Origin of the sequence: Martelella sp. NC20 (assembly GCF_013459645.1) — a bacterium.
In the GTDB taxonomy this organism is placed as follows: domain Bacteria; phylum Pseudomonadota; class Alphaproteobacteria; order Rhizobiales; family Rhizobiaceae; genus Martelella.
Genome location: NZ_CP054861.1, coordinates 4,642,720 through 4,667,682, shown reverse-complemented (window position 1 = coordinate 4,667,682; position 24,963 = coordinate 4,642,720). Strand labels below are relative to the sequence as shown.

The 24,963-nt window shown below is 61.6% G+C and carries 26 protein-coding genes; 18 read left to right on the top strand and 8 right to left on the bottom strand.

The window, feature by feature from the left end; all coding sequences use genetic code 11:
- Positions 1 to 39 precede the first annotated feature (39 nt).
- Complete coding sequence (locus HQ843_RS22300) at positions 40 to 2,076, top strand: sensor histidine kinase (RefSeq protein ID WP_180903324.1); 2,037 nt, start codon at positions 40 to 42, stop codon at positions 2,074 to 2,076.
- Here HQ843_RS22300 and HQ843_RS22295 read toward each other — a convergent pair.
- The 5 genes from HQ843_RS22295 to HQ843_RS22275 all read right to left on the bottom strand — a co-directional run bounded on the left by HQ843_RS22295 (position 2,043) and on the right by HQ843_RS22275 (position 6,707).
- Entirely contained in the window at positions 2,043 to 2,630 is a 588-nt protein-coding gene (locus HQ843_RS22295) for a glutathione S-transferase family protein (RefSeq protein ID WP_180901142.1), read from the bottom strand. The genes HQ843_RS22300 and HQ843_RS22295 overlap by 34 nt on opposite strands.
- A 98-nt stretch (positions 2,631 to 2,728) precedes the next feature.
- A complete protein-coding gene (locus tag HQ843_RS22290; protein ID WP_180903322.1) occupies positions 2,729 to 3,736 on the bottom strand; it encodes an MBL fold metallo-hydrolase in 1,008 nt (335 codons plus the stop codon).
- A gap of 11 nt (positions 3,737 to 3,747) precedes the next feature.
- Positions 3,748 to 5,061, bottom strand: a complete 1,314-nt coding sequence (locus tag HQ843_RS22285) for a TRAP transporter large permease (RefSeq protein WP_180901143.1) — start codon at positions 5,059 to 5,061, stop codon at positions 3,748 to 3,750.
- Positions 5,058 to 5,579: a TRAP transporter small permease subunit gene (locus tag HQ843_RS22280; RefSeq protein WP_180901144.1), complete on the bottom strand. Its 522-nt coding sequence runs from the start codon at positions 5,577 to 5,579 to the stop codon at positions 5,058 to 5,060. The genes HQ843_RS22285 and HQ843_RS22280 overlap by 4 nt, the downstream gene beginning before the upstream one ends.
- 54 nt (positions 5,580 to 5,633) lie before the next feature.
- Positions 5,634 to 6,707 carry a C4-dicarboxylate TRAP transporter substrate-binding protein gene (locus tag HQ843_RS22275; protein ID WP_180901145.1) on the bottom strand — a complete coding sequence of 358 codons (1,074 nt, stop codon included), beginning with the start codon at positions 6,705 to 6,707 and terminating at the stop codon, positions 5,634 to 5,636.
- A gap of 114 nt (positions 6,708 to 6,821) precedes the next feature.
- Between HQ843_RS22275 and HQ843_RS22270 the strand changes: the two genes are divergently transcribed.
- The 4 genes from HQ843_RS22270 to HQ843_RS22255 are packed head-to-tail and all read left to right on the top strand — an operon-like array spanning position 6,822 to position 11,137.
- Complete coding sequence (locus HQ843_RS22270; protein ID WP_180901146.1) at positions 6,822 to 7,490, top strand: TetR/AcrR family transcriptional regulator; 669 nt, start codon at positions 6,822 to 6,824, stop codon at positions 7,488 to 7,490.
- Positions 7,491 to 7,516: 26 nt separating this feature from the next.
- Complete coding sequence (locus HQ843_RS22265; RefSeq protein ID WP_180901147.1) at positions 7,517 to 8,485, top strand: fumarylacetoacetate hydrolase family protein; 969 nt, start codon at positions 7,517 to 7,519, stop codon at positions 8,483 to 8,485.
- A gap of 1 nt (position 8,486) precedes the next feature.
- On the top strand, positions 8,487 to 9,638 hold the full coding sequence (locus HQ843_RS22260; RefSeq protein ID WP_180901148.1) for a thiolase domain-containing protein: 1,152 nt from the start codon (positions 8,487 to 8,489) through the stop codon (positions 9,636 to 9,638).
- Complete coding sequence (locus tag HQ843_RS22255) at positions 9,635 to 11,137, top strand: class I adenylate-forming enzyme family protein (RefSeq protein ID WP_180901149.1); 1,503 nt, start codon at positions 9,635 to 9,637, stop codon at positions 11,135 to 11,137. The genes HQ843_RS22260 and HQ843_RS22255 overlap by 4 nt, the downstream gene beginning before the upstream one ends.
- Positions 11,138 to 11,151: 14 nt before the next feature.
- Here HQ843_RS22255 and HQ843_RS22250 read toward each other — a convergent pair whose 3' ends face one another.
- Positions 11,152 to 11,625, bottom strand: a complete 474-nt coding sequence (locus tag HQ843_RS22250; RefSeq protein ID WP_180901150.1) for a VOC family protein — start codon at positions 11,623 to 11,625, stop codon at positions 11,152 to 11,154.
- A 125-nt stretch (positions 11,626 to 11,750) separates the two neighbouring features.
- On the opposite strand from HQ843_RS22250, the gene HQ843_RS22245 reads away from it, so the two are divergent.
- Positions 11,751 to 12,581 (top strand): VHL beta domain-containing protein, encoded by an 831-nt coding sequence (locus HQ843_RS22245; RefSeq protein WP_180901151.1) that lies wholly within the window; start codon positions 11,751 to 11,753, stop codon positions 12,579 to 12,581.
- A 140-nt stretch (positions 12,582 to 12,721) separates the two neighbouring features.
- Here the strand turns inward: HQ843_RS22245 and HQ843_RS22240 are convergent, their stop codons facing one another.
- Positions 12,722 to 13,276, bottom strand: a complete 555-nt coding sequence (locus tag HQ843_RS22240) for a response regulator transcription factor (RefSeq protein ID WP_180901152.1) — start codon at positions 13,274 to 13,276, stop codon at positions 12,722 to 12,724.
- Between the two features lie 40 nt (positions 13,277 to 13,316).
- On the opposite strand from HQ843_RS22240, the gene HQ843_RS22235 reads away from it, so the two are divergent.
- From HQ843_RS22235 to HQ843_RS22180, 12 genes are all read left to right on the top strand, one after another.
- Positions 13,317 to 13,604, top strand: coding sequence for a hypothetical protein (locus HQ843_RS22235; protein ID WP_180901153.1), 288 nt, complete (start codon positions 13,317 to 13,319; stop codon positions 13,602 to 13,604).
- Between the two features lie 125 nt (positions 13,605 to 13,729).
- Positions 13,730 to 13,975 (top strand): sensor histidine kinase, encoded by a 246-nt coding sequence (locus HQ843_RS30115; RefSeq protein ID WP_180902075.1) that lies wholly within the window; start codon positions 13,730 to 13,732, stop codon positions 13,973 to 13,975.
- 337 nt (positions 13,976 to 14,312) lie between these two features.
- Positions 14,313 to 14,624 carry a hypothetical protein gene (locus HQ843_RS22225; protein ID WP_180901154.1) on the top strand — a complete coding sequence of 104 codons (312 nt, stop codon included), beginning with the start codon at positions 14,313 to 14,315 and terminating at the stop codon, positions 14,622 to 14,624.
- Between the two features lie 11 nt (positions 14,625 to 14,635).
- On the top strand, positions 14,636 to 14,941 hold the full coding sequence (locus HQ843_RS22220) for a hypothetical protein (RefSeq protein WP_180901155.1): 306 nt from the start codon (positions 14,636 to 14,638) through the stop codon (positions 14,939 to 14,941).
- An 11-nt stretch (positions 14,942 to 14,952) separates the two neighbouring features.
- Entirely contained in the window at positions 14,953 to 15,297 is a 345-nt protein-coding gene (locus tag HQ843_RS22215) for a hypothetical protein (RefSeq protein ID WP_180901156.1), read from the top strand.
- Positions 15,298 to 15,326: 29 nt separating this feature from the next.
- A complete protein-coding gene (locus tag HQ843_RS22210; protein WP_180901157.1) occupies positions 15,327 to 15,545 on the top strand; it encodes a hypothetical protein in 219 nt (72 codons plus the stop codon).
- The gene (locus HQ843_RS22205) at positions 15,542 to 15,829 is read left to right on the top strand and encodes a hypothetical protein (RefSeq protein ID WP_180901158.1); all 288 of its coding nucleotides are present in this window, start codon (positions 15,542 to 15,544) and stop codon (positions 15,827 to 15,829) included. The genes HQ843_RS22210 and HQ843_RS22205 overlap by 4 nt, the downstream gene beginning before the upstream one ends.
- A gap of 68 nt (positions 15,830 to 15,897) precedes the next feature.
- On the top strand, positions 15,898 to 16,275 hold the full coding sequence (locus HQ843_RS22200; RefSeq protein WP_180901159.1) for a hypothetical protein: 378 nt from the start codon (positions 15,898 to 15,900) through the stop codon (positions 16,273 to 16,275).
- A 381-nt stretch (positions 16,276 to 16,656) separates the two neighbouring features.
- Positions 16,657 to 17,049, top strand: a complete 393-nt coding sequence (locus tag HQ843_RS22195) for a hypothetical protein (RefSeq protein ID WP_180901160.1) — start codon at positions 16,657 to 16,659, stop codon at positions 17,047 to 17,049.
- Positions 17,050 to 17,221: 172 nt separating this feature from the next.
- A complete protein-coding gene (locus HQ843_RS22190) occupies positions 17,222 to 18,499 on the top strand; it encodes an NHLP bacteriocin system secretion protein (RefSeq protein ID WP_180901161.1) in 1,278 nt (425 codons plus the stop codon).
- Positions 18,500 to 18,515: 16 nt separating this feature from the next.
- Positions 18,516 to 20,705 (top strand): NHLP family bacteriocin export ABC transporter peptidase/permease/ATPase subunit, encoded by a 2,190-nt coding sequence (locus HQ843_RS22185; RefSeq protein ID WP_180901162.1) that lies wholly within the window; start codon positions 18,516 to 18,518, stop codon positions 20,703 to 20,705.
- Positions 20,706 to 20,717: 12 nt separating this feature from the next.
- Positions 20,718 to 23,558, top strand: a complete 2,841-nt coding sequence (locus HQ843_RS22180) for an NHLP bacteriocin export ABC transporter permease/ATPase subunit (RefSeq protein ID WP_180901163.1) — start codon at positions 20,718 to 20,720, stop codon at positions 23,556 to 23,558.
- Between the two features lie 578 nt (positions 23,559 to 24,136).
- Here HQ843_RS22180 and HQ843_RS22175 read toward each other — a convergent pair.
- Positions 24,137 to 24,829, bottom strand: coding sequence for a GntR family transcriptional regulator (locus tag HQ843_RS22175; protein WP_180901164.1), 693 nt, complete (start codon positions 24,827 to 24,829; stop codon positions 24,137 to 24,139).
- Positions 24,830 to 24,963: the final 134 nt, after the last annotated feature.

The window sequence follows — 24,963 nt, the reverse complement described above, 5'->3', positions numbered from 1 at the left end:
ATATTCCGGTAAAACCGGATCTGAAGGAGAAAATCGCATTTGAATAATCACTGCCGCCTTCCGCCCTTTGTGTTTCCGGTTCTGCTGCTTGTTGTCGTGATGCTCGCTGCCGCCGGTCCTGCGCGCGCGGATGCGGTTACCGAGCCGGAATTTGCGATCTTCACCGATCCCTCCGCGGCTTTGACGCTGGCCGATATCATCGGGGGCGACGCCCTCTTTACGCCGGTGAAAAGTCGCGGGATACCGGCGCAGTTCACCAAGGATGCAGTATGGCTGCGGGTTGCCGTCTCTTCCGAAAAGGCGATGCGGGCGGTCATGGTGCTGACCCCGACCTTCGTCGAGTTCGTTGACGTCTATGTTGCAGACGAACGCCCCGACCTGTCGGGGGAGGATTTCACCCATTTCGGTCTGGGCGCGGGACGGCCGCTATCTGATGGCGCCCTTTCCGGTTTCGAGGATGCGGTGCCGATCGAATTCGGCGCCGGCGCTCCCAAGGTGATCTATATCCGCGCAACCTCTCCCAATGTCATGATGATGGTGAATGTCCGGTTCTATCAGCCGAAGAACTATCTGATGCACAAGGCGATGGTCTCCACGGTCGGCGGTGCCGTGATCGGATGCATGGCGCTGCTGCTGGTTACCCAGTTCATGCTCTATCGCTTTGATCCCGACCCGCTCTATCTTCTGCTGGCGCTCAGCACGATCTCGGCGGCAGCCTATCATATCGGCAGTCTCGGCTACGCGCGGCTGCTGTTTTCCGATGGCGGCCGAGGCAATGATCTGTTCCTGGCCTTCTTTTCGTCCTTCGGCCTGTTGGCGGGCGCGATAACGACGATGCGGGCGTTCGACCTCAGCAGTCCGCGCCAGTGGATGTATTGGGTCTGCGTCATCTCCGGCGGCGTCGGTCTCCTTTCCACGCTTGCGATCTTCGTCGGGCTCAACCTCTATACCGCGCCGGTGCGCAACATGTTCATTCTGGCGTGTGTCACGCTGGCCGCCATTTACGGGCTGATGACGATCAGGCGAGGCGATTGGGCAAGCTATTTGCGCGCCGCAGCCTTCCTGGTGTTGTGGGTCGGAATGACGGTGATGTTGCTCTACTACTGGAATGTGCCGGGTCTGCCCGAATGGGCATCCAAGGGATACGCCATTGCCTGCCTTCTGGAGGCGCTGCTTCTTACTGCCATGCTGAGCTGGCGGCTGAGGTCTGCCCATCACCTGAACTCCGCCCTGCAGGAAGAGGCGCTTCAGGCCGCCCGCAGCGCCGGGCAAAGGGCGGCTGAAATGGTCGAAATACGCACCGCCGAACTCGCCGAGGCGAAGCGCACCGCCGAGGCCGCGCTTGAAGCCGAACTCGAGCAGCAGAAAAGCCAGGTCCGCTTCATGGAGGTGATCTCGCACCAGTACCGCACGCCGCTGGCCTCGATCCGGTCCAGTGTCGACACCATGGAACTGGGGTTTGCAGATGATGACAAGGCCAATCATCAGCGGATCGCGCGGATACGACGCGGCATCGCCCGTCTGGTCGAAGTGCTTGAAATCAATCTGGAGCGCAGCCGGGTTCAGGGTTCGGCGCTGGAGCCGGAGGCAAGCCCCACGCCGGTCAGCGCGATCGCGCTCGAGGCCGCGCGCAGAAGCCGCGACCTGATGCCGGATGCCACGATCATCGTGGATTTGTCCGAGGCGGCGGCCGAGGCGGAGATCCGCGTAGATGCCGATATGGTCAACCTGGCGCTAATCAACCTTCTCGAAAATGCGGTGAAATATTCAGGCCCGACCGGCGGTGGACCGGTGGTGCTGTCGGCCGAAATCGTCGATGGCGATGTCCGGATCGCGGTGGAGGATCAGGGAATCGGCATACCAAGTCACGAAATCAGCGCGGTGCTTCATGCCAGGGTGCGCGGTTCCAATACAAGCAGGATAAAGGGCACAGGCATGGGGCTGTCGCTGGTTTCGCGCATCGCCGCCGCCCACGCCGCCGCGATCAATATCGAAAGCGCCGAAGGAAAGGGGACGATCGTCGCTCTTTCCTTTCCGCTTGCTCAGGCAGCGGAACGATCTGAAAGCCGGGCGTAGTAGGCTTCAAGCTGCTCGCCGAGCGGCACCTGATATCTGGGCTGCCAGCTCAGCACGTAATAGGCGGCCGCATCCGGCAGGGAAAAGCGTTCGCCCATCAGGAACTTCTGGCCGTCCAGTTCCCTTTCAAGCTGCGCCAGCCCTTTCTCGATGGCCTGCCGACCCATCGCCTTCACCTCTTCCTGCGCCTCGGCGGAATGCGCGAAAGCCGTTGGCCGCTGCACCAGCGCCGTGCCGCGCATATGCAGCGACGAGACGATGAAATCGAGCAGTTCCAGAGCTCTTGCCTCGCCATCGGGATCGGTCGGCAGCAGGCCGGCCTCGGGAAATTTGCGGGCAAGCCAGAAGGCGATGGCCGGAAACTCCGTCAACAGGCTGCCGTCGTCGCGCAGCAACGCGGGAACCTTGCCCTTCGGGTTGATCGCGAGGTAATCGGGCTGGCGCTGCTCGCCCGTTTTCACGTTGATCTCGTGAATGTCATAGGGCTCGCCTATTCTGTCGAGCAGCAGAACGATACCCTCGGAACAGGCGCCGGGCGCGTGGAACAGCTTCATGGACGTCTCCCTGGGGCATTTCGCAGTCAGGCGGGTTCACCTGACGTCCGCGAAAATGCGGCAAAACAAACAAGACAGAGCGGACACGCTCTCGGGGCTCAGTGATCGTGATGATCATGGCTGCAATATTCATGGTGCACCGGCGGTTTGCCAAGGCTTTCGCGCATCCCCTTCATCTGTTCGAAGAAGGGGATGGGCACGTGGGTGGGCCGAACCGGCGCGTTCTCGAAATCGTCATACAACGTGCGCAGCGTCACGACAACGCGTTCGGCGTCGTTCCAGCCGCGATATTCGCCGAGATCGATCCTGTAGGCCGCGTCGAGATAGTCCACGCCCTGCTCGTAGAACGGGCGGGCCTTTTCGGTGATGTCGAGCAGATAGTCGCGCATCTTGCGGACGTCATCCTTGGTCGAAAGCGGGCCGTGGCCTGCGACGATGATCTCGACATCCATGTCCAGCACCATGTTGCAGACATCGATCCAGCGGGCGATCGGGCCGTACCAGGCGATCGGCGTGCCGGCGGAAAACAGGATGTCGCCGGTGTAGAGAATTTTGTCCTCCGGCACGTAGATCAGCGCGTCTCCGAGCGAATGGGACGGGCCGACCTCGATCAGTTCCACCGTCTTGTCGCCGACCTTGATGGTCATGCGGTCCTTGAAGGTCTCGGTCGGCGGCGTCAGTTCGATGCCGGAGAAATCGAACGGACGGAAGCATTCGGCCATGAATTCGCCCGAGCGGCCGAATTTCTTCGGATCGTTTTGCACCGCAAGCAGAACCTTGGGGTCGAAGCGGTTGAAATCGCTGACCGTGCCTTCCGTGCCGATGATGCGCGCGCCCTTGACGAGCTGGTTGCCGAAGGTGTGATCACCATCGGCATGGGTGTTGACGAGGATGCCGATTTTCTTCGAAGCCGGCACGGCGTTGCGCATTTCCGCCAGCATGTCGCCGGTGCATTTCAGATCGAACAGCGTGTCGACCAGCAGGGTCGCCTCGCCGTCGGCGATCAGCCCCGCATTGGACCAGCCCCATGAACCATCCGGCACCAGATAGCCCCAGCATCCATTGCCGAGATCGTGCAGACCCTTGGTATATTTCCATCCGGACATGATTTTTCTCCCTAAAGTAGCGCGGTGGCGATGGCCGGAAACAGGAACACCAGCGCGAGCACGAACAGCATCATCAGCGCGAACGGGGCCGCGCCGCGGAAGATCTGCCCGAGCGTGATGTCGCTTTCCGGACCGAGTGTGGATTTGATGACATAGACGGCGATGCCGAAGGGCGGGGTCAGAAGTCCGATCTCGACGGCGAGGATCGCGATCACGCCGAGCCAGATCAGATCGACGCCGAGCCCGTTCAGGATCGGGACCGCGATCGGCAGCACCAGCAGCATGATCGAGGAACTGTCGAGAATGGTTCCGAGCAGCACCATCACCACGACCATGGCGAGCACCACGCCCTCGGTCGAAAATCCGGCCTCGAGCACGGTGTGGCCCAGCCAGCCCGGCATGCCGGTAAAGGCGAGCATGCGGGAATAGAGACTGGCGCCGATGATCAGGAAGCAGATCGAGGCCGTCGTATGGCCGGTCTGGACCAGCACCTGCCAGAAGTCCCGCCAGGAAAGGCGGCGTTTGACGATCGCGATGAGAAGCGCGCCGGCGGCACCCGCGCCGCCCGCCTCCGTCGGCGTGAACAGGCCGCCATAGATGCCGCCGAGAACCAGCGCCACCAATGCCGCGATCGGCAGCAGCTTGGCGGCGATCTCGCCCCAGCCCATATGCCGGGCATCAAGATCGTCCGCCGCCGTGCCGCCGACGAAGCCCGGCATCAGATGCGCCATCGCGACGATGCCGATGCTGTAGGTCACCGCCAGCAGCAGGCCGGGCAGGACGCCGGCGATAAATAGCGAGCCGACCGATTGTTCCGTGAGAATGCCGTAGAGGATGAACAGCAGCGATGGCGGGATCAGCATGCCGAGCACCGAGGAGCCGGCAACCACGCCGACCGAGAATTCCGGGGTGTAGCCCCTGGCCCGCATCTCGGGCACGGCAACCTTGGTGAACACGGCCGCCGACGCGATCGATATGCCGGTGATCGCCGCAAACACGGCATTGGCCGCGACGGTCGCGACCCCGAGCCCGCCGCGAATGCGCCGGAAAGCCTGCTGGGCGACATCGAACGTGTCGCGCCCCATGCCGGAGATCGAGACCACCAGTCCCATCAGCACGAACAGCGGAACCACGCCGAAGAGCTGATCGGTGATCGAATCCTTGAAGGCCAGCACCAGCATGTTGGCGGCGAGATCGAAATTGTCCTTCAGCACCCAGACGCCGATAAAGCTCACCAGGATCAGCGCGATCGCGACATGCAGCCCGGCATAGATCAGAACCAGCATGAGCGCGACCGAGCCGAGCGCGATTTCAACGCCGCTCATACGTCTTCCCCCTTAAGCGCCGCGAGCGCATTCGCCAGAAATTGCAGGATGGTCGCCGCCATGCCGATGCTCATCAGCCCGTAGAGCGGCCATGTCGGAATCTGGAAGAAGCCGGGATTGCCCATGAAGTGCCGCTCCGGCCTGTCCCAGGCGCTGAGGAAGGATGGAAAGAAGTGCCACAGAGCGATCGCCAGAATGGCGGCGCCGGTGAGATTGTAGAGTGCTAGCAGAAACTGCTTCAGCTTCGGGCTGTGGCGCTCGGCGACGATCAGCAGCAGGTCGGACCGGGTCAGCGAGCCGGCGCGCAGCGTGTGGGCCAGTTGCAGGAACACGATGCCGACAATGGAAAAGGCGACCATTTCGGCAACGCCCGCGATCGGCGCGTTGAAGACGCCGCGCATGATGATATCGGCGCATATCAGCAACATCAGGCCGAGGATCCAGACCGATCCAAGGGCGTTCAGCCCGGCGACAACGGGGCCAAGCAGCAGGCCCCGCCGGCTGCGCGCATTTGCCATGATTTTCTCCCGGATTGTCTGAGGACGGCCCGGCAAAGCCGGGCCGCGCCGGCCTTACTGGGCGAGATAATCGCGCGGGAAGGTGAAGCCATCTTCTGAAAGCGTATCGCGGTAGATTTCGAGCATTTCGTCCACCGGCTCGCCGCGGGCGAGGGCGGCATCGCGCCATGCGGTCAGCGGATTGGCCATCTCGTCGATCCAGGCCTGGCGTTCGGCGGGCTCCATCCGGATTTCCTCGCCGCCGCCCTCGATCATGGTCTTTTCATTGGCGGCGTATTTTGCCGACTGCTCCTCGAAAAAGGCTCTGGAATAGGCTTCCGCGCCCTTGCGGAAGGCGTCCCTGGTGTCGTCGGAGAATTCGTCCCACACCCGTTCGGCGATGCCCAGCCCGCCGATATACATCGCGCCGAAATCGGTACGGTTCCAGTATGGGGCGACCTCGTAGATGCGCGCTGGCACATTGGCGGTCATCCAGCCGATATTGCCGTCGTAAACCCCCGTCGAGATGTCGTTGTAGAATGTGACGTAGCTGCCCTGAACGCCGACCGCGCCGGTGGAGTTGAGCCAGCCAAGGTTCGGCCCGGCGCCGCCGATGCGCATGCCGTCCATGTCCGCGCGGGTTCTGATCGGGCGTTTGGCGGCAATGTTGTAGCCGTCGATCGCCACGCCGCCGCCGATATAGACGACGCCGGTTTCCTCCGTGAGCTGATCGATCAGGCCCTCGGTTCCGTAGAGCGCGTCCTCGACCGCCGACGTGACCATTTCCGGTTCGATCGGGCCGAACGGCATCGCATAGGTGATGTTGAGGATGCCCATGCCGGCGGGATCGAAGACGCCGGAGGCCATCGCGACGTCGGCAATGCCGGTTTCAAGCGCCTCGGCCTCGGAGCCGAGTTTCATCAGCGTGCCGCCATAGGCTTCGGTCCATTCGATCTGGAGGTCGCCCTTTTCGGCGAGCGCGGCATTGACCGTCGGAATGAAGGTGTCGTGCATGTGCTTGACCCAGAGGAACACCTCCGGATGGCCGGATGCGATGGTGAGACGCAGGGTCTCCTGCGCCATGGCCGGCGAAAGGGCCGCGAGTGCCACGCCGCCTGAAAGCGCTATTGTCGTGATAATTCGGTTCATCAAATCCTCCCTGATTTGCCACCGTTGCCGGTGCCTCCACAAAAAAGGATAATAGCACTTGAACAACTGTTCAACCTTTTTTATTGTTTGTTCAACTCAAGACGGGAAAGCATAGTGAACGAGCCAAAAACTGCGGAGAAACAGGGTCCGACCTCGAAAGAGAAGATTCTTTCGGCCGGCGAGGCCGTGTTCGGAAAATACGGTTACGACGCGACCACGGTGCGCAAGATCGCGGCCCGCGCGGATGTGCCGGTGGCTCTGATCAACTATCATTTCGGCTCCAAGGAAGGGCTCTACCGCGCCATCTTCGAGACCCGCTCGCCTGCGATACGCGACCAGCGCATCGTCGGGCTCCAGCTTGCCCGTTCGGAGGCCGATTGGGACAGGCGGGTGGAACTGGTGGTCAAGGCGCTGATCGTGCCGATGTTCGGCCTGCGCGACAACGCCAATGACGGCGCCTTCGGCCGTATACTCGTCCGCGAGCTTTCCGACCCGAGTTCCGAGGGGCGGGGGATTTTCCGCGAAATGTTCGATCCGGTGGCGGAAATGATGCTGGACGCCATCGCGGAGTGTTTTCCGGATTGGACGAAGGCCGAGGTGAACTGGGCCTACCAGACCATGCTCGGCGCGATGATGATCGTGATGATGGACAATGGCCGCATCGCGCGCCTTTCCGGAGGGGCGGCGGATTCGGCCGATACGTCAGCGGCGGCCACCCATATCGTCGCGGTCCTGACCGCCGGTCTGAAGCATCGCGACCGGAGCCAGACAGCGAATAACTAAATCATGTTTTCTTGGGAGGAAATTCAATGAAACTGGTGACTTATGATCGCGGCGACGGCATCGGCCGCCCCGGCGTTCTTCTCGGCGACGGCGAGCGCATCCTCGACCTTGCCGCCGCCACCGACGGGGCCATCGCCTCGATCCAGGCGCTGATCGAGGGCGGTGACGCGGCACTCGAACGCGCCCGGCAGGCGGAAGCCTCGGCCGCGAACGGCGATATGCTGGAAAGAAGCGCCGTGCGGCTGATGGCCCCCGTGGAGCCGCCGATCCAGATGCGCGATTGCCTGTGCTTCGAAACCCATCTGAAACAGGCGTTCCAGCAGGCCCGCAAGCTGCGCGCCCGGCAGTTCGACGACCCGGAAGAGGCCGAGGCGGAAATGGCCCGCAAGGGCATTCTCTCGGTTCCCGAGACCTTCTACGAACAGCCGATCTACTACAAGGCCAACCGGTTCTCCGTCGTCGGTCACGAAACCGATGTGATCTGGCCGCATTATTCCAAATTCATGGATTTCGAGCTGGAATTCGGGATCTATATCGGCAAAACCGCCAAGGACATCAAGGCTGCCGACGCCCGTCCCTATATCTTCGGTTACACGATCTTCAACGATTTCACCGCGCGCGATGCCCAGACCGCCGAGATGGGCGGCCAGCTCGGCCCCGCCAAGGGCAAGGATTTCGACACCGCCAACCCGATGGGCCCATGCCTGGTGACGGCGGATGAATTCGGCAATCCCTATGACAAGACCATGATCTGCCGCGTCAACGGCGAGGAATGGGGAAGGGGCAATACCGGCACGATGTTCTGGAGCTTCGAACAGGTGATCGAGCATGTCTCGGCATCCGAAACCCTGCGCCCCGGCGAGTTTTTAGGCTCCGGCACTGTCGGGAACGGCTGCGGGTTGGAGCATATGCGGTTCCTGTCGCCGGGCGATACCGTCGAGCTTGAGGTCGAGGGCATCGGCATTCTTCGCAACCGTCTCGTCAAGGTAGACTGACATGGCGCGCATCATCGGTTGGGGGCATACGCCCTTCGGAAGGCTTCCGGAGACGCTTTCGGAATTGCTGGTTTCGGCCGGGCGGGAGGCGCTGGAACATTCCGGCGTTCCCGCCGCCGAGATCGGCGGTATCTGGCTCGGTCATTTCAATTCCGGCATGGTCGGCGATGCATTCGCCTCCTCGCTTGCGCTCGATATCGATCCCGATCTGCGCTTTACGCCCGCGACCCGGCTTGAAAATGCCTGCGCATCCGGCTCGGCGGCACTCTGGGGCGCGCTCGACGCGGTCGAGGCGGGCAGGGTGGACACCGCTCTGGTGATCGGCGTCGAAAAGATGACCCATCTGACCACGCCGGAGGTCACCGCCGGGCTTGCCGGCGCTTCCGCTCAGAAGGAAGAGGCGGGCGTTTCCTTCCCCGAAATCTTCGCCCGCTTCGTAAGAGCCTATGCCGCCGAATATGGCGACAGGACCGATGCGCTCGCCCGGATCGCGGTCAAGAACCACGCCAATGCGATGGCGAACCCTCTGGCGCAGATGCACAAGCCGCTCGATTTCGAGTTTTGCCGGCAGGTTTCGGATCGCAATCCGATGATCGCCGATCCGCTGAAGGTCACCGATTGTTCGCTGATTTCCGATGGCGCGGCGGCGCTGGTGATCACCCGTGACGAGGCGGCGCGCGGCGCGGCGCGGGCCGTTGCCATCCGGGCGCGGTCGCAGGTCAACGACTATCTGCCGATGTCGCGCAGATCCTCGACGGAACTTACCGGTGCGGCGCGGGCGATCCGCCAGGCGCTCAAGGCGGCAGGGCTCGGCATTCGCGATATCGACGTCGCCGAGGTGCACGACTGCTTCACCATCGCCGAACTGATGACTTACGAGGCGATGGGGCTTGCAGCGCCCGGTGAGGGCCACCGGGCGATCGAGGAGGGCTGGGTCGCAGCGGACGGCATTCTCCCGGTCAATCTTTCCGGCGGGCTGAAGGCCAAGGGCCACCCGGTGGGCGCCACCGGCGTTTCGATGCACGTGATCGCCGCCCGGCAGGTTTTGGGCGAGGCGGAAGCCATGCAGCGCGCCGGCGCCGAGCGCGCGCTGGTCTTCAACATGGGCGGTTCCGGCGTTGCCAATTACGCCTCGGTGCTGGAGGCGACATGAATATCGCACACTGGCTTGACCGCGCGGGAAAACGCTGGCCCGCCAGCCCCGCATTGCTGATGGGCGCAGAAACCGTGGCCGATTATGCCGCGTTCAACGATCGCGCCGGCGGTTTCGCCCGCTGGCTTGTCGAACAGGCGGGCGTTGTGCCGGGCGACCGGGTCGTGATCTTCATGAAGAACAGCCCCGAATACCTGATCGCGCTGTTCGGCATCTGGAAGGCGGGGGCCGTCGCAGTGCCGGTCAACGCCAAGCTCCATCCCAAGGAGGCGAACTGGATCATCGCCCATTCGGGCGCCGCGCTGGCGCTGGTTTCCGAAAGCCTGGCTGCGGGCATCGAGGCGCCGGCCACCTTGCAGGTCCCGGGCGAAACCTTTGCCGGTGCGACCCGCATGCCGCCCATGGCCACACAAGAGCGCGGGCCGCGCGAACTGGCATGGCTGTTCTACACCTCCGGCACCACCGGCAGGCCCAAGGGCGTGATCATAACCCATGCCATGCTTGCCGACATGTCGCTCAGCTATCTCGCCGATGTCGATGACGTGACCGGCAGGGATGCCGCCCTTTACGCCGCGCCGATGAGCCATGGCGCCGGTCTCTATGCCCTCGTCCACGTGTTGCGCGGCGCGGGCCATATCTGCCCGCCCTCGGGCGGCTACGACGCCGATGAATTTCTCGCGATCGCCAAGGCGCATGGGTCCGTCACCGCGTTTCTGGCGCCGACCATGGTTCACCGGCTCACCCACGCCGCCCGGGCATCCGGCAGCCGGGGCGAGGGGCTGCGCACGGTGGTCTATGGCGGCGGGCCGATGTACCGCGCCGACATCGAAGCCGCGCTCGATCATTTCGGCCCGAAATTCGTGCAGATCTACGGCCAGGGCGAATGCCCGATGGGCATTACCGCGCTGTCGCGTGCCGAGATCGCCGGCCGGGATCACCCCGACTGGCCGCTCAGGATAGCATCGGTCGGGCGGGCGCAGTCGGCGGTGACGGTGAATATCCTGCGCGATGACGGCAACCCCGCCGAGCCGGATGAAATCGGCGAGATCGTGGTGCAGGGAAGCCTCGTCATGCCCGGCTACTGGAACGCGCCGGAGGCAAGCGCGGAAGCCCTTGCCGATGGCTGGCTCAGAACCGGAGACCGCGGCGCGATGTCGGCCGACGGCTACGTCACCATGCATGACCGCTCGAAGGACGTGATCATCTCCGGCGGCACCAACATCTATCCGCGCGAGGTGGAGGAGGCGCTCCTGACGCATCCGGCGGTGGATGAGGTTGCGGTGATCGGCCGGCCCTCGGCGGAATGGGGCGAGGATGTCGTGGCCTGCGTGGTAAGGGCGCGCGGCGCAACCTGCAACGCGGCGGAACTCGACGCCCATTGCCTCGCCTCGATCGCCCGCTTCAAGCGCCCGAAGGTCTATCGTTTTCTCGATGCGCTGCCGAAGAATGCCTATGGCAAGGTGCTGAAGACCGAACTGCGGCGGCGCGACAGCGAGTGATAATGCCGGGCCGGTCAGCCCTTGCGGGCCGCATCGATCGCCGCCACGTCGATCTTGCGCATCTGCATCATCGCTTCGAAGGCCCGGGCGGCCTCCGCGCCGCCTGCCGCGAGCGCCTCCATCAGCGTGCGCGGGGTGATCTGCCAGGATACGCCCCATCTGTCCTTGCACCAGCCGCAGGCGCTTTCCTGCCCGCCATTGCCAACGATCGCGTCCCAGTAGCGGTCGGTCTCGGCCTGGTCTTCCGTCGATATCTGAAACGAAAAGGCCTCGCTCTGGCTGAAGGCCGGCCCGCCATTGAGACCGAGACAGGGGATGCCGCAGACGGTGAATTCGACGGTGAGCACGTCGCCCTTGTGCCCGGAGGGGTAGTCGCCGGGCGCATGGGAAACCCGCGTAACCGCGCTGTCGGGAAACAGCTCCGCGTAAAAGCGCGCTGCCGCCTCGGCGTCTTTGTCATACCAGATGCATATCGTGTTCTTGTGCATGTTTCCGCTCCTCTCATCCACGGATAGGTTGATATCACCCTATTTACAGATTGCCTAAACTGAGGCCTGATGGCAATACTGTCCTTGTTGAATGAAGAATTTTGATGGCGCGGGGGAATGGCGACATGCGGGCCGGAATTTTTCGTATTCTCTTTATTGCGGCCATTTTCCTGCAGGCTGGCACGGCGTTGTCGGGCTGGCTCGACTATCGCGCCGAACACGCGATCACGCCGTATGGCGAGGTGAAGGGCTGGCGGGTCTATGCGATCGATCATTCGACCGCAGGCTTTCTTGGTTGCGGCGCGGTCAAGGCGGAGCCTTCCGGGCTGCTGGTTGTTGAAAACTATCAGGATCGCTGGCAGCTCGTGGTGCCGACCGGGCGCAGCGATGCGGAGCGTTATGACGGCGCGCTGATTTCCTTCGACGATCGTGCGATCGACTCGCAGTTCGGCTTCGAGGGCGGAAACGCGGTGTCCGATCTTACCCGGGACGAAGTCGGCTTCCTCATGCAATCGAGCGTGCTGACGGTCGCGATCAATGATGAGCGGCCGCTCCGCTTCGATCTTGCCGGTTCGACCGCCGCGGTGCTGAAGATCACGGAATGTCTCGAACGACGCGGCGCACTGCCGTCGACGGGCCCGGCCGCCGGAACGGATGATACGGTCTATGTGCCCTCGGTCGAACTGTGTCTCGGCGGCATCGCCACGGAAACGACCGGTGCGAAGCGCAACATCCATTTCACCGCCGACCGCTCGCTTGATTTCCCGTTCGATCTCTACTGGATCGATTTCGATGGCAATCGAAAGCTCTACACCCGCCTCGCCCCCGGTCAGTCCGTCAATATGGAAACCTATATCGGCCATCAATGGGTAGCGGAACTGGACGACAATGCCTGCGCCTATGCCGAGATCACGCCGGGCCTGAAAACCGTTATCTTCAGATATGAGGATTTTTAGCGCTGGCCGATCTGCGCCCGCCGGAAGCAAGGTCGAACCCAACGAGTTCGCAAGCCTTCCCGATTTGCCGGCCACCTGCGGCTACCCACCGGGAGCAAAGCGATCCGGTATCGACATGAAAACTATTGGCGCGCCACTACTTAGCTTAGCCTCTTCAGAATCTCCTCGTTTTGCAATCTGTTTTGCAAAATCCGTTTCCAGTACGTTCTCGAACTTCGCAATCGCGCTGTCGGCGAGCCTGCTTGTCCGAGCAAGAGATTTGTCGAGAATGTCCTGCGCGCGGCGTAGCGAATGTCCGGTGACCGCAGCGATTTCACCGAGGTTGCGCCCGGCTTCGAACAGCATGGCGACTGTGGTTCCGCTTCACCGTAGCCCCTGATGCGGTTGTCGCGGCCGGTGCGGGCCGTGAGCATGATGATCCCCATCCTTTCGGCTTCGGGCGCAAGTTCCCCGGCCAACTCGAAGCCAGTGCAATCGGGCAGGTTGACATCGATGATGGCGACGTCGAAGGCCGCCTTGCGCGGCAATTTGTAGAATTCGAGGCCGCAAGCCGCTTCCGTCACGGCAATGCCACACATCCTGAGATATTCGGCAAGAGTCTGCCGCAGGTCCATGTCATCCTCGACCAGAAGTATGCGGGCCGCCGCCTTTTGTTCTCCGTCAGCATGTTTAATATCTTGAATATCGTTCGCCATGGTTATCTGACCGGTTTCCTGAATGAGGCTTGTTCGGCAAGTGGCGATATTCAAGGAGGGCATTACTCATGTCCAGACGCATCTGTTGGCTTCCGGAGCGTTTTCTGACAATGCCTTGGTGCCTTTCGCCCAGATACTGGTTCTGGTCCTCCTGCTGGCGGGTGGAGGAGTTTCCCGGGCAGAGGGAGCCGACGCCGGCGATTTGCCTGTTTTGCAGGTATCGACCCTCGTGGATAAATCGACCGAACTGACACTGGCGGATATTCTGGCCGGTGGCGATGCCATCCGTTTTGTGCCGTCGCCTCATGACGGTATCGATGCGCGATAAAGCCGCGAGGCCGTCTGGATGAAACCCGTGATGAAACCCGAACGCACGATGCCCGCATTGATGGCATTGTCGCCAAATTTCGTCGATCTGGTTGATGCCTATGTCGCCGACATGGAGAAGGGGCTATCCCCGCGAACGAAATTGATGCTGTCATCGAACCCACGGTTCGCGGTTCGAACACCGACAAGGTCAATGGCACCGGGCTGGGCCTATCTCTTGTGTCGCGCATAGCGGCGGCCGACGGCGGCAGGCTCGATATCGAAGGCGTCGAAGGGAGCGGCACAAAAGCAAGGGTTTCGCTTCCGTGCGCAGGACCTCAAAGGCGCAAACCCCTTCCAGGTTATCGCATCCGTCTTGGCACGGGCCGATAGCCGCACCGGAAATCAAAAATTTAAGGGTGGGGAATTACGCGCCTGATCGCCTACGTGCCATTGCTCGAATTTCGTTACTTTAGATTACGTTACGTAACGCAATATAAATAAGTAACAAATTAAAAATAGTCAACATTTCATTTTGTGTTTGATATTTATCGCCTAGTATTATTTACTTCTCTCAGGCAGTATTCATGCTGACGATGTGGTGGGAAGCCGTTCTGCGCTGTGGCGAGACGATAGGAACCGGTTGGTTTCGCGGATGTCGATCCAGGTTCTCGAAGCCAGATGCCAAGGCAATGACCGTTTGAAAAACTGAAGCCGATGGAGAACAGAAATGACCAACGAAAACATCAAGTCCCCGATGCACACCGATGAAGCTGAAGTCAAGGAACTGGGCGCAGAGGAATTGCAGGGCGCTGCCGGCGGCAGCTTTGTCGGCATTGTCGGGCCCGGCGACAATGTGACGGACAGTATTGCAAATGGCATCGAAGATGTCGCCGATGCCACCAAACATGTGGTCGATGCCGGTGCCGCGGATGTCGTTAAAGGAGCGGAATTGGTAGGCGATGAGGCTTCCAAGGTTGGATCGGCGCTCGAGAGCGGTCTTGGCGATGTTGCCAAGGGCGTCTGGGACAACTGGTGCTGATGGAGACTGAAATGACGAACAGGATAATCAAAACCGGGATGAACGTCGATGAAGCTGCAATCGAGGAGCTGGGCCCTGAAGAATTGCAGGGCGCCAACGGCGGCAGCTTTTTCGGCAGCGTCTGGAATGGCATCCAGGATGGCGCCGAACTTACCAATGATGTTGAAAAAGAAGTGATGGTCACACTGCCCACGGAAGTCGTGGACGGTGCTTCGTCTGGCGCAAAATGGGTTGGCGGCGAAGCTGTCAAAGCTGCTTCGACCGCCGCGGGTGATGTCGAAAATACCGCCAAAACCGTTTGGAACAAATTGAGCTGAAGGAGAATGAAATGACGAACGGAAACACGAAATCCCCGATCAAGGCCGATGAGGCCGAAGTCGAGGAACTGGGCGCTGCAGAACTGCAGAATGCGACAGGCGGCAGCATCTCGGGAGATGTTTCAGATGCCGCAAACTGGTTGGACGATCACGATTCCAGTACGGGTGCTGTCGTCGGCGCGGCCGCCGTAGGCGTGCTCATGGCGCCAGCAGCAGTGGCCGGGACTGTCAGTGTGGGGCTCGGACTAACGGGGCTCGCTGTCGGCTCGGTTATCGGGGCGGGGGTCGGCGATGCTGCCGACGCCACTGTCCACGGCGTCGATGATCTCGTCGATGAGGCGAAGAAAATTTTCTGACATTTGCCGGACCAACGGGAGTGGTGACCATGTCGAACGAAAATACCAAATCCGTACTCAAAACTGATGAGGCCGAAATCGAGGAATTGAGTCCTGCAGAACTGCAGGACGCCGCCGGGGGCAGTTTTCTCGGCAGTGCCTTGAGCGACGTCGAGGATGGCGTCAAGGCCGCCGGTCATGTGGCCGGGGAGGTTGTCGAATTCGGCGCCGAGGTTGAGTGGGATATCCTCAAGTCTGGGGGTTCATGATAGTGGCAAACGAAGGCAAGAATCTGGTTGACCAGGAGATCGACGAAACCGAGATGCAGGAGCTTGATCCGGAAAAATTGCAGCATGTCACCGGCGGAAGTTTCATGGGCGATCTCAAGACTGTTGCCGACGCGGTGGGCAGTGATCTTGATCAGGCGTTTGACGTGCTGACGGGCTCCGGCCAGAGCCGTGTTACGCAGATCGGTCCGGTGATCGCGTCGCCCGGGATGAATGTCGTCGATCCTGAACTGGATGGCGGTCCGGGACCGGAAATCGGGAAGTGATCGTACGGAGAGAGGCAGTCCACGATGCAACTTTTGTCAATCAATTCAAATCGATGGAAGGAGTTATCATGAAAAGCCATGACAACAGGGTCGATCCGGCCAAGTCGGATGAAACGAACATGGATCAGCTCGGCCAGGAGGAGCTTCAGGACGCCGCCGGTGGCAGTATCTTTGGCGATGTCTGGGGCGGGATCAAGGCGGGGGCGGATGATGTCGGAGGCGCTGCATCTTCTGCCTATAACTGGACAAAGAGCGAAGCGGAAGCGCATCCTGATATCGCGAATATCGCGAAGGGGATTGCAATCGTCGGCGCTATGGCAACTGGCGTCGGAGCTGGCGCCGCTGCAGCTGATGCTATTACAGGTGCAGCAGAAGCCGATGCGGATAAGTTGGCTCTCGATAAAGCGGTTAAACGGTTTGTGAATCTATGGGGAAGTGACGATTGATTTGGGCGGTATGTTTCCACATCGGGCGGTTGGCGTAGTTTGCTGCTTCTTCCCACGCGATGAGACGACTGCGCTCATTTTTTGAAAATGCGACTGGCCCCAGCGAGGAGTGCATGAGCACCAATGCCGGAGCTTCATCTAGAAGAGCTGCAGAATGTTGCCGGGGCGCTTCCGTAGTGACAGTGAACGAGTGACGAGCAGCGATCTTGGTGCGGACGTCAATGATCTTGGGGCGGGAATAAGTAACTTGCCAACAATATTACGAAGATTTTCCTGAGACGGACACCGCTCCGCGACCGGAATTCGAGAAGTGATCGTGCGGCGAGAGACAGGTTTCACTGCACTTATGCTAATTAGTTCAAACAGATGAAAGGAATTGTCATGACAAGCCATGGCAACGGGATCGATCCGTCCAAGTCGGACGAAACGAACATGAATGAACTCGGCCAGGAGGATTTGCAGAGCGCCGCCGGCGGCAATATCTTCGGTGATGCCTGGGATGGCATCAAGGACGGGGTAGGGTGGGTCGCAAATGAGGCTGAGGAGCACCCGATTGCGGCTGTTGCTACTGTGGCCGGCGGCGTCACTGGAGTTGGCGCAGTTTTGAAAGTTATTAGTGTCGCCGGGTCGGAGGCCGCCGCAATCATGGGCGTGAGCACCGGCAACCTGATTCTCGGCGCCGCCGCCGAAACGGCTGCGAGTATTACAGGGGGCGCCGCCGTTGGCGGCATCGGCGACGTGATGGCCCAGTCGATCGAAGCCAAGAAAAGCTGAGAAGGTTCACCGGCTTTTTCGCCCGGATGGAACCGGATCCGCAACCGTCTGTGTCCCTGCGGTCTCGTGGCCGCAGGGACAATTTCAGCCCTGTATCAGGCAAAAAAATCGATCGCAGCATCTGGGCACGGAGAATATCGTGCTCCTGAGAGATTAAGAGTGCGCCAACTTCATGTCCAACTCGACAGATTCCCCCAAGCGCGTCTATCGCCAATCCGCCCTGCAACAGCTTCAATCCCCCGAAAGCACAGATAGCCTGATGCGTGTCGTCGGCCCGAGTGGCTGGGTCGTGGCCTTGGCGATTGCGCTGGTTTTTTGCGGCGCGATCTACTGGAGCATTTTCGGCGCGGTGACGACTTTTGTTGCTGGCAAGGGCGTTCTTGGCCCGGCCTATGGCGAGACCCGCGATTTCGTGGCGACGCATTCCGGCATATTGCAGTCTCTGCCGGTCAAGCTCGGCGACACGATCGAAGAGGGTGAGCTCCTGGCATCCATCGAGATCGTCTCGGTGGCGCAGGACAAGCGCGAGGCGGAACGGACGCTGCGCTCGCTGAAGGACGAGCAGACGCTGCTGGAAACCTACTGGAATACCCTGCTGCCGCAACGGATGGCCGACCTTGAGCAAAAGGAAAAGGATCTGGCGCGGCAGATCGAGTGGGACCAGAAGCAGGTCGAGAGCCGGGAGAAAATTCTTCAGGGCTTCGAGCAGGCCAGCAGCGACGGCGCGATAACCCCGCTCAGGCTTGAACAGGCCCGCGACGCATTTATCCAGGCATCGGGAAATCTGGACGAGACCAAATTCGACAAGGATCAGCTTGCGGCCAACCGGCTTGAGCTTGAAAACCAGAAAACCACGGCGTTTCAGGCGATGAACGACCGGGTGCTGCAGGCCCAGGAAAGCCTTGCCGATCTCGAAGATACGCTCGACAGCGGCGGAAAGGTGCTCTCCGACATGTCCGGACGCGTCGTCGCGGTCGACGCCAGCATCGGCTCCTTTGTCCAGCCCGGATCACCCATCGTGACGGTGCAACCCGTGAATGACGACATTGAAGGGGTGTTTTTCGCCAATCCGCTGCATGGAAAGAAAGTTCTGGCGGGCATGGACGTCAATGTTTCGCCATCGACCGTGGAGGCTTCCCGTTTCGGCACCATCCGCGGAAAGGTCGTCTGGGTCAGCGAAGACCCGCAAAGCGACACCGCCGTCGCGCGTCAGCTTGGCAATGAAACGCTGGCAAAAGCGCTCGCCGGCAATGAGCCCCCGATCGCCTTCGGCGTGCAGCTGGAAAAGGACAAGGGGTCGCCCTCGGGATTGAAATGGACCTCGGGGCACGGTCCGAACATGAAGGTCCGGACCGGCACCCTTGCCGATGCGGATGTTGCCGTGGAGCAGGTTCCGCCGATCGTTCTGGTGATACCTGCGATCCGCCGCGTGCTCGGTCTCGATCAATGACGGGCGGAGCTACGGCATGACCAAACGGTTTTCGGCGCTGAGACCACGACGCATCTTTCGCAGCGCAAAGACGCCGACCATCCTGCAGATGGAGGCGGTCGAATGCGGCGCTGCCTGTCTCGCCATGGTTCTGGCCTATCATGGCCGCTGGGTCTCCCTCGAGCGGCTGAGGCTCGAATGCGGCGTGTCGCGGAACGGTTCGAATGCCTGGAGCCTGATCGAGGCGGCCAGACGTTTCGGCTGCGATGCGAAAGGGTTCAAGGTCGGGCTGGAGAGATTGCGCGAGGTCAGCCTGCCCGCCATCATCTTCTGGCGCTTCAATCACTTCGTCGTGCTGGAAAAGGTCGGCCGCAAAGGCGCCCAGATCAATGATCCGGCGCAGGGGCGACGGCACGTCAGCTGGTCGGAGATGGACCGGGATTTCACGGGTATCGTGGTTACCGTCGAGCCCGGGCCGGAATTCGAGACCGGCGGCGAGAAGCCATCGGTGCTGCGCGAATTGCGGCAGCTCTCGCGCGGGACGGAAGGACCGTTCGCCTTCATATTGCTGGTGACGCTGCTGATGGTCATTCCCGGCATCGTGATACCGGCGCTCAGCAAGATCTATGTCGACGGTTTCCTTGTCGGCGGACAGAAGGACTGGGTCCGCCCGCTGCTTGCGGCCTATATCGTGGCCGGCGGCCTGAGCATGCTTCTGAGCTGGCTGCAGAAGCATTACCTGATGCGGTTTTCCGCCAAGGTCAGCATCGACATGACGCGCAAGGTGCTCTGGAGATTGCTGCATCTGCCGATGGATTTCTTCAGCCAGCGCTTTGCCGGGGACATTTCGAGCCGGCTCGGATCTGCCGGCCGGGTCGCGTCGATGATCTCCGGCCCGCTGGCATTCAGCATCGTCGGCATGATCTCGGTCGTCGTCTACGGCGCGCTGATGTTTTCCTACAGCGTGCCGCTGGCCTCGCTCGTCGTCTCCATGGCCGTCGTCAACCTCATCATGGCGCGCGTTGTCTGGCTGCGATTGGAAAACGCGCGCCATCTTCTGGCGAAAAACGGGGCGGAGCAGGCCTCGGCGATCATGAGCGGCCTTTCGGCGATCGAGACGGTCAAGGCCGCCGGGCTTGAGGACGATCTGTTTTCCCGCTGGGGCGGCCTTCAGGCCCAGCTCGTCTCGCTATCGCAGACCATCGGACGTCAGAACAACCTGCTCGGCCTCCTGCCGGGGTCTCTTTCCGCACTGGGGCATATCGCAATTCTCAGCCTCGGCGCGCTGTTCGTTCTGGATGGCCGGCTGACCGTCGGCGACCTCGTCGCATTTCAGGTTCTGGTCGGCAGCTTCAACGGGCCGATCTCCGGACTGGTGGGGCTTGGTTCGTCATTGCAGACCACGCAGGTCGACCTCAACCGTCTCGACGATGTCATCAATTACGGTTCCTCCGAGCCGGCACGGGCGGCGGCGCGGCCGGATGCTTCCGCCACCGCTGAAAAGCTCGTCGGCAAGGTCGAGCTTCGCAATGTCACCTTCGGATACAGCCGGCTTGAAAAGCCGCTGCTGGACGATTTTTCGCTGCTGTTACAGCCGGGTATGCGCATCGCGCTGGTCGGCGCCAGCGGCTCGGGAAAATCGACCGTCGGCAAGCTGGTTGCGGGGCTTTACCGCCCCTGGCAGGGCGAGATCTTCTTCGATGACATGCCGCTGCAACAGATCGACCGCCTGACGCTGACGTCATCGCTCGGCGTGGTCAGCCAGGACATCAACGTCTTCAGCGGGACATTGCGGGACAATATCACGCTCTGGGATACCTCGATCCCCGAACCGGTAATCAGCCGGGCGGTCGCCGATGCCTGCCTCGATCAGTTGCCGCTGGTGCGCGAGCAGGGGATCGATGCCGCCTTGTCGGAAGCGGGGCGCAATCTCAGCGGCGGCGAACGGCAGCGGCTCGAAATCGCCCGCGCGCTGGCGCGCAATCCGTCAGTGCTGATCATGGACGAGGCGACATCGGCGCTCGATCCCATAACCGAGCAGACCGTCGACATGAACCTGAGACAGCGCGGCTGCGCCTGCCTGATCGTCGCCCAGCGGCTTTCGACCATCCGCGACAGCGACGAGATCATCGTGCTGGATCAGGGCAGGATCGTGCAGCGCGGAACGCACGAGACATTGATTGAGCAGCCGGACGGGCATTACGCCCGCCTTGTTGCCGCGCATTGAGAAGCAGACCGGATGACCGACAGCCCGCAAACAGATCTGCCTTTGGCGCTTCTAAAAGCCCGCGACACCGCCCGGGTGCCGCGCGCGATCCCGCTCAACGACGTTGACGGCGTCTTCCTTGTCGAAGAGGGCGCGGCCGACGTGTTCGCGGTCGATCACGATACGCCGATCTACGGCCCGCTTCATCATCTTCTGCGCCTTTCCGGCGGCGACCTTTTCACCGGTCTTGCCGATGCCGGCCGGCCAGGCGGCGCCCCCGATATCGTCGTGGTTCCGGCGCCCGGATGCCGCATCGCCGCAGCCGAAGAGAGCCCGCCCGACGCGGGCGTGGATGCCTGGATCGGCCGTCTGCTGGCGGCCTGCCCGACCGCCCTGCCGCCGCGCGGCATTGCGCCATTGCGCGCGCGGCAGCATGTCTCGATCCCCGAGGGCGCCGCCGTCTGTGCCGCCGGCGCGTTGCTCTGGCTTGAGACGGATGGCGTTCTTTTCTCCGGCGACGGGCGTGATCTCGGTCCGGGTCTGGCGCCGCTGACGGCGGATTTCTGGGCGAGGGCACAGGCCGCTGTCACGGCGCGGGTCCATGACAGCGCGTCGCTTGCCGAGGCCGGATTGCTGCAGCGCGGGCGGGCGGAAGCGCTGCGCATCGCGCTCTCAGGCATAGCGACCACGCTCGCCAGACATCGCCGCGACGTCCGCGACGATGTCTCGCGCCGCGATCAGGCGGCGGAACTGCGACTGAAGGCGGCCTCCGGCGACGTGGCGGCGCTTCTCAATCGCAGGGCGAAACAGGCCGCAGGCACGCTGGAGCCCGATGCGCTGATGCGCTGCGCTGCCCGGGTGGCGGCGGCGGACGGCATCGCGCTCAAGGCCGGGCGGCACCTCGCGCAAGGGGAACGCGGCGAGGCGGTTGCCGCGATCGCCCGGCTCAATCATGTACGCGCCAGGCGCGCGCGGCTGCCGGAGGAATGGTGGCGCGGCGATCACGGCGCGTTTCTGGCGTTCACCGAAACCGGGGAGCCTGCCTGCCTCATTCCCGGCCGCTTCGGCTATCGTCATATCGATCCCGAAGGTCGCGAGCGCAAGGTCGGCAGGCAGCTTGCCGAAACGCTCGCGCCGGAGGCCTATATCTTCTATCGCCCGCTGCCGGACGGCAAGGTGACGTCGCGCATGCTTCTCGGCTTTGTGTTCCGCAACAATGTCCGGGCTTTCGCCACGATCCTGATCGCGTCCGCCTGCGCGGCCCTCCTGGGCTTGCTGACGCCGCTGGTGTCGGGCCATATCTTCGATACGATCATACCAAAGGCCGAATATGACCAGTTGCGCCAGGTCACCATTGTCCTGGCGGCGGCGGCGTTTGCCACGCTCGGCTTCGGCACGGCGCGGGCGTTGACGCAGCTGCGGATGCGCGGCCGCATCGACGCGGTGGTGCAAAGCGCGGTCTGGGACCGGCTGCTGCGCCTGCCCGCCTCCTTCTTTCAGCAATACGAGGTCGGCGATCTGGCGAACCGGGCGTCCGGGATCAACGCCCTCAGCCGGGCGCTCAGCGGCTCGACCCTTTCCGTTCTGTTCAGCGGATTGTTTTCCACCGTCAGCCTGGCGATGATGCTCTATTATCAGCCCATGCTCGCAGGCATCGCCGTGGGCTTCGTGGTGTTCGTCATTCTGATCAGTTCCGCATTCGCCTATCTGCAACTGATGTACCAGCGCGAGCAGTACGAACTGCGCGGAAAGCTTTCCGCCCGAACGTTCCAGTTCGTGTCCGGAATTGCCACGCTGAAGGTCAACGGCGCGGAAAGGCTTGCGTTTTCGGACTGGACCGAGCGTTTTGCCCGCGACATGCACTTCCGGCTGCGCTCGAACGTGCTGTCCTACAGCGAGGGGTTGCTGACGAGCGGGGTCCTCATCGTCTTCCATATCGTCGCGCTGGCGGTGTTCGCCTTTTATGTCGAGGACGTCTCGACCGGCACATTCATCGCTTTCAATACCGCCTTCGGGCAGTTTTACGGCGGGCTTTCCGGCTTTGCCGGCGCGTTCGTCACGCTGATGTCGCTGAAACCGCTTTATGAACGCACCGAGCCCATTCTGGCGGGCGAGCCGGAGGTTTCGGGCGCGAAAATCGATCCCGGCGAACTCAGCGGCCGTATCGTCATCGCCCATGCCGGTTTTGCCTATGAGGCGACCGACCGGCCGATCCTCGATGATGTGAGCATGGATATCCGCTCCGGCGAGTTTGTGGCGATCGTTGGCCCCTCCGGCAGCGGAAAGTCGACGCTGATGCGATTGCTGCTGGGGTTTGCGACGCCGCAGACGGGCAGCGTTGCCTATGACGGCCATGATCTCGAGAAACTCGATCCGTCGGCGTTGCGCCGGCAGATCGGCGTGGTCCTTCAGGATGGCAAGCTCCTGACCGGCAGTATTCGCGACAATATCACCGCCAACGGCATCTACACGGAAGCCGATATCTGGCAGGCTGTCAGGGATTCCGGCCTGGAACCGGATATCAGGGCGATGCCGATGGGCTTGCAGACGCCGGTCGGCGAGGGCGCGGCAACCTTCTCGGGCGGCCAGAAGCAACGGTTGCTGATCGCGCGCGCCCTGGTGCGCAAGCCGCGCATCGTGCTGTTCGACGAGGCGACCAGCGCGCTCGACAATGTCACCCAGGCTGAGGTGAGCGGCGCGCTGGAGCGCATGAAGGCAACCCGCATCATCATAGCGCATCGGCTCTCGACCATCCGTCACGCAGACCGCATCTATGTTCTTGAAAACGGCAGGATCGTCGAGAGCGGGACGTTTGACGAACTGATCGAGCAGGATGGCGCCTTCACGGCGCTGGCAAACCGCCAACTCATATAGCTATTGCTCTTGGGGATCGGCATTACCTGGAGCGTGTTTTCAATTTTGCCGGTCATATGCCGGAGCGAGTCGAAAACCTCCGGTGACGTGAAAGAGGGGCAGCTTGCAGCTTTCCACTTACAAAACCATGAGGGAACGTGCAGGCTCATAATCGCGGTCTTATCGTAGATTCCTAATCTGATCGTACATGCTTTCTCACGGGCCAGACGGCGGAGCGATCATCAACTTGGCTTATGCTATACGCGCTCCCATTGTGAGCAAGTGATCGTCTGGCGTACGAAACACCGACAGGCCGTAAGGGTTTGAAAGAAATTCAGGCGCCGTTCCAAGTGTTTTGTCGAAGCTTGCCTTCGGAGCGGGCGCTTGCGTCATCCTTTCGCGAAGCATAATCTTTTCATGCTCCAGTCTGGCTATGTGCTTTTCGAGTGCGGAAATCACGCTCGGGATACTTGCCTCCGTGAGGCGTTCCAGGAACCGATCGATCTGCTTTTCATTTTTTGGAAGCTGCGCGCCCTTCGCCTTTGCGCAATCCTCGTCTTGGCCTCATGGGGTCGGGTCAGAATGGATTTGTCCTGGAACTACCGTACCAGTGTGCGATCAGATCGCGGACTGCGTTCTTCCAGCGTTTTGAGGAGTACTTCATACGCGCTGTCGATGTCCTCCCGCAACGCAGAGACCGCGCCGTCGGCATCGCCCGCGCAGATGCGCTGAAGCAACGCCCGATGCTGCCGGTTGGACGCCTTGTAGTGGCCATGACGTTGCAGGAGGTGGAACTGTGGATTGATCCGGAGCCACAGCGTGCCGATGATCTCGAGCATGAGCGCGGAGCCTGCCTGCGCGTAGATCGCGAAGTGGAACTCGTAATTGCGGTGGATGAAGTCGCGCACCTGCCCTTTGGCTTCCGCATCTTCCATGCGTTCCAGCAGGGCTTCGAGTTTCGCTTCGAACTCCGGCGTCCGGTTCGCAACGGCCCAGGTGACCGCCGAGGCCTCGATCTCGGAGCGGACCCTGCGGAGATCCTCGAGCTGCCCCGCGCCGAGCAGAGGCACACCGATCGACCGACCGGAAACGACGGTCAGCGCCCCGAGCGCCATCAGTCGGGAAATCGCCTCGCGGACAGGCATTGGGCTGACGTTCAGCGCCTTGGCGATGCTCGCCACGGTGACCGATTCTCCCGGCGCGATCTCTCCTTGGAGGATCAGGTCACACAGGCGCTGGTGAACCAGTGCTTGAAGCGTCTCCTTCTTCAGCGGCGTCACATTCTCGAGCATGTCCGGATCCTCTTGTTCTGCAGGGCAAGGTACGAAATTTCGCTTCAAAGAGAAAGATGTTTTGACTTTTGATCAAAGATATTTAATCTCAAGTCCTGTCGGCGACCGGGAGGGTCGCCTATCAAGGGAGGAAG